The 12,341-nt window shown below is 46.2% G+C and carries 10 protein-coding genes; 5 read left to right on the plus strand and 5 right to left on the minus strand.

The genetic code is table 11. The features are described 5' to 3' along the window. Window positions 1–83: 83 nt before the first annotated feature. From MKY41_RS20650 to MKY41_RS20660, 3 genes are read right to left on the minus strand one after another with little or no spacing between them, the layout of a single operon-like run. Window positions 84–1,079: a hypothetical protein gene (locus MKY41_RS20650; protein WP_340746830.1), complete on the minus strand. Its 996-nt coding sequence runs from the start codon at window positions 1,077–1,079 to the stop codon at window positions 84–86. 59 nt (window positions 1,080–1,138) lie between these two features. After that, window positions 1,139–2,044, minus strand: a complete 906-nt coding sequence (locus MKY41_RS20655; protein WP_340746831.1) for a DMT family transporter — start codon at window positions 2,042–2,044, stop codon at window positions 1,139–1,141. A 40-nt stretch (window positions 2,045–2,084) separates the two neighbouring features. Continuing rightward, complete coding sequence (locus MKY41_RS20660; protein WP_340746832.1) at window positions 2,085–2,993, minus strand: AEC family transporter; 909 nt, start codon at window positions 2,991–2,993, stop codon at window positions 2,085–2,087. Between the two features lie 367 nt (window positions 2,994–3,360). On the opposite strand from MKY41_RS20660, the gene MKY41_RS20665 reads away from it, so the two are divergent. Continuing rightward, window positions 3,361–4,668, plus strand: a complete 1,308-nt coding sequence (locus tag MKY41_RS20665; protein ID WP_340746833.1) for a globin-coupled sensor protein — start codon at window positions 3,361–3,363, stop codon at window positions 4,666–4,668. A gap of 40 nt (window positions 4,669–4,708) precedes the next feature. On the opposite strand, the gene MKY41_RS20670 is transcribed toward MKY41_RS20665, so the two are convergent. Then, window positions 4,709–5,023, minus strand: a complete 315-nt coding sequence (locus tag MKY41_RS20670; protein WP_052484135.1) for a DUF5658 family protein — start codon at window positions 5,021–5,023, stop codon at window positions 4,709–4,711. A gap of 149 nt (window positions 5,024–5,172) precedes the next feature. On the opposite strand from MKY41_RS20670, the gene MKY41_RS20675 reads away from it, so the two are divergent. The 3 genes from MKY41_RS20675 to MKY41_RS20685 are packed head-to-tail and all read left to right on the plus strand — an operon-like array spanning window position 5,173 to window position 8,475. Further along, window positions 5,173–5,862, plus strand: coding sequence for a response regulator transcription factor (locus MKY41_RS20675; protein WP_041075908.1), 690 nt, complete (start codon window positions 5,173–5,175; stop codon window positions 5,860–5,862). Window positions 5,863–5,866: 4 nt separating this feature from the next. Next, entirely contained in the window at window positions 5,867–7,330 is a 1,464-nt protein-coding gene (locus MKY41_RS20680) for a sensor histidine kinase (protein ID WP_340746834.1), read from the plus strand. Window positions 7,331–7,389: 59 nt separating this feature from the next. Then, window positions 7,390–8,475, plus strand: a complete 1,086-nt coding sequence (locus tag MKY41_RS20685; protein WP_340746835.1) for a hypothetical protein — start codon at window positions 7,390–7,392, stop codon at window positions 8,473–8,475. A gap of 98 nt (window positions 8,476–8,573) precedes the next feature. Here MKY41_RS20685 and MKY41_RS20690 read toward each other — a convergent pair whose 3' ends face one another. After that, complete coding sequence (locus tag MKY41_RS20690; RefSeq protein ID WP_340746836.1) at window positions 8,574–10,070, minus strand: catalase; 1,497 nt, start codon at window positions 10,068–10,070, stop codon at window positions 8,574–8,576. Window positions 10,071–10,485: 415 nt separating this feature from the next. Between MKY41_RS20690 and MKY41_RS20695 the strand changes: the two genes are divergently transcribed. Beyond that, on the plus strand, window positions 10,486–12,282 hold the full coding sequence (locus tag MKY41_RS20695) for an SLC13 family permease (RefSeq protein ID WP_340746853.1): 1,797 nt from the start codon (window positions 10,486–10,488) through the stop codon (window positions 12,280–12,282). Window positions 12,283–12,341: the final 59 nt, after the last annotated feature.

A 12,341-nucleotide genomic window follows, 5' to 3' on the forward strand; every position in this document is an offset into this window, starting at 1 on the left:
GGCTCACTTCTCCTTTCGCCTATTACATGAAAATGGCATACCCATCAACTCGTGATGGAGTATGCCATTTCACTTTCCCTGCCTCAGTTGAAATAAACCGCGACGTCTTTTGTCACTTCTTCGGGAACTTTCAAACAGAGCGGTTCCTGATGCAAGTAGTTGAACACGTTCATATCACTCGTTTCCAGCATGCCCGTCGTCATCCGCGGAATCATACGGACATGGACCCGTTCGTTTCCATCAGCCGTCATTGGAATGAAAAGCCCCAAGTTGAAGCTGGCGAGCCCCACTTGCCCATAATATTTGAAGAACCGAGTAACGCTTTCTGCCAAGTCTGTCCATGATTGCTCATTCAAATCCTGGATGGAAGCGGCATCGAATACGCCGATGAAATCACAGTGGCTTTTCGGTGCATAGGCATGCACCCAACTGATCGATCCGACTTCGCCGATCCAACGTTCGTTCCGCTCCTGTTCTTCTTCCACCAAATCTGCCAAGCGGTTTTCACCGTCCTTCATAATCCGCTGATAATTCGTCGGATGTTCGGAAGCGAGCACATGGATATGCGGGTGCAAAATACTGCCGCCCGACGGAGGGAGGTAGTTCCAGTTGATGGACGCATATTTCGTGTCTGGATCCGATTCCGAGACTTTATTCAAATAGGCGAACGCTGCGGAGAAAGCATCCGAAATGATCGGAACGGTAAACTCGTCCAATTTCACGTAATGCTGGTCGCACATCCTGACGACAGCATTATGTTTGCTGTATGGAAACAAGTTCGGGAAAGCGACCGCTTCATTGATGGTCAATCTTCCGCCTTCGACCAACTCCTCCGGAAATTTAGGTGTGAAGGACGCTACGTTCTCCGGGCAAAACGGACATTTTGCTCCTTCTGTTTCCTTGCCGAGTGCTTCGTAATCGGGCGGTGAAAACGGCGCACCAGGGTCGAAGATGATGCGGGATGTTTCACCAGTCAACGGGTCGAAACGGACTTCCGTTTTCCGGTCGATTAACTTCCCCTCCTGCATCGGATCATGGAATGTAAAAAACTCCTCTTTCGCTTCAAATGAAATCGTCATATGGATAGTTCCCCCTTTAGTCATCACTCTCTTTATCATACCGATAAATGCCAGAAAAGTCAGCCGTCACTTGCCCGCAAGCGGGGTGCCCGTGTTGTCAGAAACACACCTAAAATGACGAACAGGCCACCGATCACCTGGAATACTTGCAGCGACTCCCCGATGAACAGTACCGCAAATAGTGTGGCGAACACGGGAATGAAATTCAAGTAGATGCCCGCTTTATTCGCCCCGAGCCGGATTACGCCCGTATTCCAGCAGACGAACGCGGCAATCGAAGCTAGAATCCCCGTATATAAAATCGCTCCGATGGAATTCATCGACCACGTGATGTGGATGTCCGGGTTCATCGTTTCATACAGGTAGAAGGGCAGCAGCATGATGATTCCGAGGAAGATGCTCACTAAAAAGGTCGGACTGCTTGGGAGCCGCATCGCATACTGTTTCACAAGCAATGAGTAGATCGCCCAGCAAATGACCGCAATGATGACAATCAAGTCGCCTTGGTTGAATGAAAATTGTAGAAGACTTTCAAAAGAGCCTTTGGAAATGATGAACAGGACGCCAAGCAACGAAATCAATGTGCCGATCAGCTGATTGTGCGTTAACTTCTCTTTTAAAAAGACGAAAGATAATATGTATATAATGATCGGCGTCGACGTATTCATCAGCGATGCGTTGATGGACGTCGTATGGTGAAGCGCGACGTAAATGAGCGTATTAAAACTGGCAACCCCTGTGATGGCCATGAAAATGACCGTACGCCAATGCTCCTTGAGCTGTCGCCATTCCCGTTTCAAAGGGAGCCAAGCGATAGGCAGAAACACGAGGAATGCCGTGCACCATCTTAGGAACGATAAGGTGAAAGGCGGCAATTCACTTGCGATTCCGCGGCCGATGACAAAATTGCCGCCCCATAAAATCGTGGCGAACACGAGCAGGACGAACGGTGGAACTTTATTCAACGTAAAAATCCCCTTTCTTTGCGATGAAACAGCATTCCCTTCATCCGATCCCTAATAGCAGCAGGACGATTGGAATGGTGAGCAAGCTTAGCAGTGTCGTGATGAGTGTCGTAAAGGACACCAAGTCCGGTTCCGTCCCGAATTGCAAGGCGAACATTGTCGTGTTGGCGGCAGCAGGCATGGCAGATTGGATAATGAGCACGGTTTTCAACAAATCGCTGACTGGTAAGAATAGTACAATTACCGCCGCAATTGCCGGAGACAGGAACATCCGGATAATGACAGTTGCAGTGACGTACCGATACGCAACGCGTTTCCGGGTAATGACCGCCAACTGCATGCCGAGGACGAGCATGACGGTCGGGATCGAAGCGTCCGCAATCAGACTGATGCCTTCCATCAGAGAAGAAGAAATCGGGACATGGAGCAATTGCAGGGCGACGCCGACAATGGCTGCATACAGGACGGGCATACGGATGACCCGCTGGATTGAATCGTGAATGGATGCTTTCTCAGATCCCCCCAGCGACGCGAAGAATATGCCGAAACTATTCATCAAAACTGTCTGGAACACCATCATGATGACCGCGTAGTCGAATCCAATTGCCCCTAAAGCGAATAAAACAACCGGCGCCCCGTAGTTGCCGCTGTTCATAAAGACTGCTCCGAGAATGATTGCGGAAAATTGGGGGCGAGTCGCTCTCATCAAACGGGATGTCACCCAGACAGCGATAAAAAGGCCTCCCATCAAGAGTAGGCAGAAGAGGATGATATAGAAATAATCCATTGTAATTTCATTCGCATAGAACGTCCGGAATGCAAGAAAGGGGGACATCAGGTACAATGCCATAGTAGATATCGTTTTAATATCAAACCCTATGAGCTTTTGGCCGACATACCCCGCTGCGAAAATAAGAAATACCGGTAAAATGATCAGCAGTAATTCCAAAGCGGTTCAACTCCACAAATTTTATTATGATGAATTAAAAAATGCTTTACACGTATCGGATTGCGCGGGAAGCAACCGCCAGGAACAGCAATCCGGTCAGAGGGGTTCATTTTAATGACAACCTGTTCACGTCCTAAAACTCTTTAACTTTATCATAATTAATAAAATAAGAAAATACTAACAAAGGAGATTTTACCAACGAGGCTACTATTACAAGGGAATTAAGAGGTGTTTTTGAAGAGTTATTTTTATTATTCGAAGTGGATAGAAATTACTATTGAAAAAAGTTCCACATTGAGTAAAATTAGTCAAGATATACATAGAGCGGAAACATCTAAGATTGTACGGAAAAGGGAGGCAAAAAGCAATGGTACGTTATTTACGGAGGTCGACCCCAACTGATGGACTGACAGCGATTCCCGACCTTTCCGAATCCACGGCGGGCATTATCGACGTAGGGGAATTTCCCGAAGTACAGAAACAACTGACATTGATCCATTTGACGACGAAGGATCTGGGCTTGTTAAAGAACATGAAACCTTATATCGAGCCGATGGCCAAGTCAGCAGTGAACGCGTTTTATAAGGCGTTGGAAGTCGAACCTTCCCTCATGGAAATCATCGCGAAGAACAGCACGGTCGATCGACTTAAAGTGACACTGCAAAAGCATTTGATGGAGATGTTTGAAGGGCGGATCGATGCTGATTATTTAAGACAACGGAAAACGATTGCCCGTGTCCATGTCCATGTCGGCTTGGAGCCGAAATGGTATATGGGTTCATTTGAACCGCTGTTTTACGAGTTTTCGGAGTTTGTGAAGACGTTGTCAATTCCATCGGAGCAAAAGCATAAAGTGCTCGTGGCGTTCCATAAAATTCTCAACTTTGAACAGCAATTGGTGCTGGAGGCATTTGAAGAGGAGCAGGCCCTACTCCGGCAAAAGGAGCAGGATATCAAAATGGGCGTTAAACAGGAAGTGATCGAGACGGCGCAGGGCCTTGCGTCAGTCAGTGAAGAGACGAGTGCTTCCGTGGAGCAATTGGCCACCCAAGCGGCGTCGATAAAAAATTTCACAGCCCATAATCTGGCGTTTGTGACGGAAACGGAGCAAAAGTCCAAGTTCGGAAATGAATTGATTGCTGAACAGACGAAACAGATGGACGCGGTGCAATCGAGCATTCGCCAATTGGGAAGCAAAATGGCTGAACTTCAAACATCGTCCGGGCAAATCCGGGAAATTGTCAACATCGTGACCACTATCGCAAACCAGACGAACTTGCTTGCGCTGAACGCCGCCATCGAAGCGGCTCGGGCAGGGGAGCAGGGAGCTGGATTTGCGGTGGTCGCATCGGAAGTCCGCAAGCTGTCCGAAGAGACGAAAAATGCCATTGGAGGCGTTACGGGCCTTATTCAGCAGACGGATGAAAAAATTGCGGAAATGACGGAGTCTGTGACAGAGATGAATGGATTGATCCAAGGCAGCGCGGAAAATACGGTCCGTATTTCGGGATCGTTCCGGGAAATTGCGGACGCGGTTTCCGGAATCCAGCAGCAAAGCGGGCAATCCAATGAAGAAATCCAAACAATATCGCAGATTTTACAGGAACTGAATGAGGTTATCGATACATTAGCCCATTCGTCGGATGGGCTGATTCAGACAATGGAAGACTTATGAAAAAGACCAAGTCCCGCGTTACCAGGGACTTGGTCTTTTCTTATACGTGAGTGATCCAATAGAGGTGAAGACCCGAGACTAGTAAATAAAGAATAAGCGCGCCGCCCATGAGAATGGTCCATAACCGTTTTGGCTTGATGGATTGCAGGAGGTGCAGAAGGACAAGCGGAAGCCCGATTTTGATGCTGTAGAAGTAAACGATATGTTGTTCGTAGACAAAACGCATGAGAGGGTTGGCTTCCTCGATGTGGGCATGCCGTATGCCGATGTCTGTCACCAGCGCATCAAAAACTGCTAATATCAATAATAGAAGTCCGGCTTTTTGCAACCTGGAACGTGTAATAACTTCAGCCAATCTACATCCTCGCTTTCTTCACTAATCGTTCTCCATCACAAGCTGTGAAAAAGGAAGAAGGATTATTCATGACAAAGCAACAATTTGGCAACAACCTTTTAGTATAATGAACAACATTCACCATACAGAGGAAATGGGAAGTGAACTGCTTGTCAATCAAAGAAAATAAAACAGTTTTAATTATAGAAGACGAAGACTCCATCTTGGATATTCTGTCCTACGCCTTACGCAAGGAAGGGTACCGGGTGCACGGTGCAGCAACGGGAGAAGAAGGGATTCGCTTATTTGAAGGGGTGCATCCGGATGTTGTGATTCTCGATGTGATGTTGCCGGATCAAAGCGGTTTTGACATCTGCAAGCAACTGATAGCGATAAGCTCTGTCCCGATTCTCATGCTGACTGCACGGGATGATATCGTCGATAAAGTCCTCGGCCTCGAACTGGGTGCGGATGATTATATGACAAAGCCTTTTGATATCCGCGAAGTGCTCATCCGTATCAAAGTATTGTTGCGGCGCGCTGCCAGTTCCACAACGTCCTATTTGCGAGTGAACGAGAAAGTAAGTATAGAACCGCGTTCGCATACCGTTCGAAAAGAGGAAGAAGTGGTCGCATTGAAGCCAAAGGAATATGAATTGCTATTGCTGTTTGCCCAACATAAAAATAGAGTTTTCTCAAGGGAAGAAATCCTCGATACGGTTTGGGATTTTGACTATGCCGGAGATTTGAGAACGGTCGATGTCCATGTCCAGCGGATCCGGAAAAAGCTGGACGACCCCTCTTTGCCATCCGTCATCGAAACGGTATTCGGAGTCGGTTATAAGATGAAGGGGGAGTAGGAAAATGAAATGGACTATCCGAAAAAAATTCATGGTCGGATACATTATCCTTTTCTCGTTGGCGGCTGTGGTTGTATACCAGGTTTTGAAGGATTCGTTAGAGGAAAACAGTATGGCGGCGGTTGAGAATGAATTAACTAATTTACAGCATACGACGAGGGAATACGTCAAGCAGTTCATGCTTCATTCGCCCCCAAAAGAGGATCTTTTTCAAGAGTTTGGTGGAATTATCGCTCAGGAATTAAGTAAGCTCCATAAACAAAGTGTGGCGTTATACGATAAGGAAGGTCATTTTTTATATGAAGCCGTTCCCATGGAACAGCCGATTTTATTGGAATATCAGCTGGAAAGTACGGGAAGGAAATTTCCAGAAATCGATGCGGCCTACCAGAACAAGGCAGCGTTTACACGGTTGGATGTAGAGGAAGGGAACCTTATTTTCTTTTCCTATCCTTTATATTTACATAATGAATTTTACGGTGTATTTCAGTTTACAGGAGATTATACGAATTTATTTGCCCGAAACGAAAAAGTGCTGCAGAGCTTCACCCTTTTGGTCATCGGTCTATTTTTAGGAGTGTTTCTCATTTCCCTCCTGCTCACAAGTCAAATTATCAAACCGCTAGTTCAATTGACAAAGGCGACTCGAAACGTATCGGCGGGTGATTATCATGTTAAGGTTCAAGTGAAAACGGGAGATGAACTGGAGGACCTGGCTACTAGTTTCAACGAGATGCAGCGTGACATCGAACGACATATCCAAACCATCGAAGAAGAGAAAGAAAAGATTCTTCTATTGGAAAAAAGCCGGACCGATTTTTTTAATAATGTCACACATGAATTGAAAACCCCATTGGCGATCATTTCAGGCTATGCCCAGATTATTGGTGCAGAGAGCTTTGATGATCCTGCTTATTTGCAAAAAGCTGCCAATCGAATTCGTTCGGAAAGCGATCGCTTAAACCGGTTGGTCATCGAATTGATTGAGCTGTCTAAAAATGAGGTGGATCAACAGCTGAAGAAGCGGGAAGTAGTTGAGATGTTTTCCTTGGTGGCGGGCGTATGTGAAGATATGCGTTTAAAGGCTCACCGTCGACAAATGGATATCGTTTGTAAGGGAGATGATTTTTCAGTATATGGAAATCACGATGAACTCAGGCAAGTGTTCATAAATATCGTGGATAATGCAATCAAACATGGCGTGGCAGGCGGGCCGATTCTAGTTTCGGTTGGGAGCGGCCACATTTCGGTTTCCAATCCGAGTCTCCCGATATCGGAAGCAATAGTGGAGCATGCCTTCAATCCGTTTATCCATACACGAGGAAAGGGCAATAGCGGGCTCGGCCTGTTTATTTGTAAAGAAATCATCAGCCGTCACGAAGGAACGATTTCATTTCAATATGAAAAGGGTCAAGCCATTACGGCCATCTACCTTCCTCCTTGGCAACAAAACGGCAACAACTGTTGAGAAGTTGGCAATACGTAAGCTGTATGGTGTATATGTGCACAACAAAAGGAGGAAAAAAGATGAATGGAAAATGGAAGGGGCTTGCATTACTTGCCGCAACCACTCTGCTGGCAGCGGGTTGTTCCACGCAAGGGAATGCGCAAAGTCCAAAAACTGTAGTGATCAATGAAGATGTACAATTTGAAAGTTCCTTGGCGGATAGCAGCTTGGAACTTTCCAGGCAAGAGGATGTTCAAATTGGTGACCGGTTTACGTTCGGCATGTTTCATGGGCAACAACTTTATTACAATAAGGACGGAGAGTTGTATTCGTTTGATATTCAAAACGAAGAAGATACGAAGATTGCCAGTGTGGAAATCCGGGAGCTTTCGGAAGATGGCAGTCACGGTCTATCTTATGAACAGGATAAGTTGTTGATTCACAATCTAAAAACGGGTGAATCGAAAACCATGGAAGGTGGGTCGCCCGAACAATTGTATTTTGCGAACCGAGCGGGAACTGAAGTTTTTCAATTTGAAATGAAGCCCGATGCTCAAATTGTCAACTTGATTCAAATAGATACAGGTGAAACTGCAACATGGGATTTGAGTTCATTGGATATGTATCCCATCTCGTCAATTCAACAGATTGGAAGGGACGCGTACCTTCCAGCTAAATCTGAAAAGAATGGGTACGGCATCTATCGGCTGATGGATCATGGGGTGATCGAGATCGAAGAGGATTTCCATGGAAAGGTCGATTCCATTCATGAGTTTGATTTATTGCAAAATGGTATGATTCTTTTTCAGGGAAGTTACGAAGGACAAGATGGGATATTTCTGCTAAATCGTGAAACGGATCAAGTACAGCTTCTCGTGGCAGGAGGAGAGGATAGTGAGGGTAAATGGATTCCATCTTATAATCTGTCTCCCGATGAAAAGAAGATCATGTTTGGTACCCCTGTCCAAGTTGATGGAAAGTTTAAAGCGAATGTCTATATGGGAGAGCTGGTGGACGGGAAATTAACGAATAGTGTACGGATCTTGGAACATGTGGATATAAACGCAGTCATCTCGTATTCGGGTTCTTGGAGCGAGGATTCCAAAACGGCTTATGTGGCAACGAATGAAAACGGCGGATCGGTTGCCGTGTTTGCGGTGAAGTGACGGAAACGAATTCAACCAATCGGTATCCATAAAGAAAATGCCGAGCATCCGACGGTTCAAATCGTCGACGTGCTCGGCATTTGTGTAATGAAGAATTATTATTTTACTTCTGCTACGGCCTCTACTGCCACATCACTCATCGGAATGCCAAGCGCATTGGCAACGCCTTCTCCATATGCCGGATCAGCTTGATAGCAATGCTTGATATGGCGGATTTTAATTTCCACAGGTGCATCACCCATATTGCGGGCTGTGTTTTCGAATAACACTTGTTTCTGGCTGTCATCCATCAAATTAAACAGCTTACCAGGTTGTGTGAAATAGTCGTCGTCATCTTCCCGGAAATCCCAATGTGCGGCATCTCCGTAAATTTTCAATGGCGGCTCTTTGAAGCTTGGTTGCTCTTGCCATTCGCCATAGCTATTCGGTTCGTATGAAGTCCGGCTGCCATGGTTGCCATCTACCCGCATTTGACCATCGCGGTGGAAACTGTGGAACGGGCATTTCGGTGCGTTTACCGGAATTTGATGGTGGTTTACACCTAGACGGTATCGTTGTGCGTCTCCATAGGAGAACAACCGTGCTTGCAACATTTTATCCGGTGAGAAGCCGATTCCCGGAACGATGGCAGCAGGAGTGAATGCCGCTTGCTCGACTTCCGCAAAGTAGTTATCCGGATTCTGGTTCAATTCAAACTCTCCCACTTCGATTAGAGGGAAATCGCCTTTATACCAAACTTTCGTCAAGTCGAACGGGTTATATGGCATGTTCAAAGCTTGTTCTTCCGTCATTACTTGAATATACATTTTCCATTTCGGGAAGTCGCCGCTGTCGATGCTGTTCAACAAATCACGTTGATGCGTTTCACGGTCATTGGCGATTAAAGCTCCCGCTTCCGCATCTGTCAGGTTCTCGATGCCTTGTTGAGAACGGAAGTGGAATTTTACCCAATGACGTTCATTATTAGCATTGATCATGCTATAAGTGTGGCTGCCGAAACCGTGCATATGACGGTATGTTTTCGGAATGCCCCGTTCACTCATAATGATTGTAACTTGGTGGAGTGCTTCCGGAAGAGATGTCCAGAAATCCCAATTGTTCTTGGGACTTCTCATATTCGTCCGTGGATCCCGTTTGACTGCGTGGTTCAAGTCAGGGAACTGCATTGGATCCCGGAAGAAGAAAACAGGCGTATTATTGCCGACCATATCCCAGTTTCCTTCTTCTGTGTAAAACTTCAGTGCAAACCCACGGATATCTCGTTCTGCGTCAGCCGCACCACGTTCTCCAGCTACTGTTGAAAAGCGGGCGAACATATCTGTCTTTTTCCCAATTTCGGAGAAAATTTTTGCTTTCGTATATTTCGTAATATCATTTGTTACGGTAAATGTCCCATAAGCTCCTGATCCTTTGGCGTGCATCCGACGCTCTGGAATCACTTCGCGGTCAAAATGGGCCAATTTCTCAATTAACCATACGTCTTGTAATAAAACAGGTCCACGCGGTCCAGCTGTCATCGAGTTTTGGTTATCTACAACTGGAGCACCCGCTGCTGTTGTTAGTCTTTTTTGAGAACGATTCTCATTATTAGTCATAAATAAAATCCCCCTTCAGAATAGTAAAATTCAAGCCCAGTGAATGAGCGGTTCATAACTGGTATAACTAGATTATAATCATTATCAATAAACAATTCAACTAAAATGATATTGTGTTTAATTAAAAGGCGATAAATGTTGCTGCTACCATGTTTAATATGAGATATAGTAGAAGATGTTATATAGTTTTTCTCAATGAGTCGTATAAATAGCGAGAATTGCTTATCAATTTTAAGAACCTACCTTGTATAAGTTTACCACATTTGGTAACCTGATTTGTGTCTACTTTATTTCGGTTAGCTAAATATGGGCTTCCAATCTGTTTGTTAGAGAAGGAAGCAATAGAGAAAGGACTCTGTGTCGATTGCAACTTACGTTATCCTTTATCATCTTGGGCATCACCATTTTCTTTTTCATGAGCAATCTGCTTCGGGCGGATCTGGTTGCGGTACTTGCATTGCTCGCATTTGTCGTCACAGGCATTTTGCAGCCGGCAGAAGCGCTTGCCGGTTTTTCGAATTCAGTCGTCATTATGATTGCAGGGCTTTTCATCGTCGGGGCAGGGATCTTGCGGACGGGGCTTGCCCAGATGGCGGGCAATTTGCTATTGCGCTATTCGGGTGATAGTGAAAAGCGGTTATTTGTCCTTCTCTTGATAATTGTCGCTTCGGTCGGTGCCTTCATGAGTAATACGGGTACCGTAGCGTTGATGCTGCCGATTGTCGTCAGCATCGCAATCAGCATCAATACAAGTCCATCTAAGTTTCTGTTGCCACTTTCCTATATGGCCAGTTTTTCCGGATTGTTGACATTGATTGCGTCTCCTCCCAACTTGATCGTTAGTCAGATACTTGTCGACAACGGCTATGCGAAGCTAGGCTTTTTTGAAATTACTCCAATCGGGATCATCGGAGTCGTCGTAGGGATCCTATACTTGTACATCATACGAAACACATTGCTTCCCCATGACAAAAATCAGGCCCGTTCGAAAAACGGCCATCGGTTATCTGCCAAACAACTAGCTATTGATTATAAATTAAGGGATCAGTTGATCCGCGTCAGCGTTCCGCCTGAATCCGAGATTGTCGGGAAACGGTTGGCTCAGCTAAAGATTCCGGCGGCGTATCAATTATGCATCTTGAAAATCCATCGTCGGTCAACCGAGGGTATGAATTTATTGCCGATCACGTTTCAGGAAATGGCCGGACCAGCAAGTATCCTGCAGGCAAAAGATATTCTCTATATACAAGGGTCACGGGACAAAGTGGAGCAGTTCGCGGAAGACTTCGGTTTGCGGATCAAGGAAGGGGACTCTGATGCGGATGAATTAATCTCCAAGCAACTTGGGATTGCGGAAGTCCTGCTTACTCCACGTTCGAGTCTGATTAATGAGACTGTGCGCAGTATCGGCTTCCGTGAAAAGTATAATTTGAATATTCTTGGCATCAATCGTAGAGGGGAGTACGTTCTTCAGGAGATGTCCAAACAGAAGCTGAAATTTGGGGATGCTCTCCTCGTGCAAGGTTCATGGGAGTCGATTGAGCTGCTGGCGAGGGAGACGGATGATGTCGTAGTCGTTGGACAGCCGAAAGAGCATGCAGGAATGGCAGCGGCGAGCGGTAAAGCGGCCGTCGCGGGAATCATCTTGCTCGCAATGGTGATCATGATGGTTCTGGAAGTGTTTCCGGCTGTCATCACCGTCCTGCTCGGAGCGGCGGCGATGATTCTCACGGGCTGTTTGCGCAATATGGAAGATGCCTACGGGCAAATCAACTGGGAAAGCATTGTCCTCATAGCGGCGATGCTTCCGATGGCCACCGCGTTGGAGAAGACGGGAGGCATGGTCATTCTGTCGGAAGGTATTGTGCATATGTTGAGCGGTTGGGGGCCGATCGGTGTGCTGTCTGGGATTTATTTCATCACGATGGTGTTCGGACAATTTATCAGCAACACCGCCACCGCAGTCCTGTTTGCGCCGATTGCGATGAACGCGGCACTAAGTATCGGCGTGAGTCCATATACATTCCTAATCGCTGTGGCCGTCGCCTCCAGCATGGCGTTCGCCACGCCGGTTGCATCGCCGACGAATGCGTTGGTCATGACAGCGGGCGGCTATAAGTTTATGGATTTTGTCAAGGTCGGAATCCCGTTGCAACTCATCATGTTTGTTGTCATGATGATCGCAATACCATTGTTATTTCCCTTTGGGTGATGGAAAGCGCGTTGTGCCAAAGCATAGCGCGCTTTTTTTTTTTTTTTTTACGGTGTGCC

The organism is Sporosarcina sp. FSL W7-1349 (assembly GCF_038003045.1).
Classification (GTDB): Bacteria; Bacillota; Bacilli; order Bacillales_A; family Planococcaceae; genus Sporosarcina.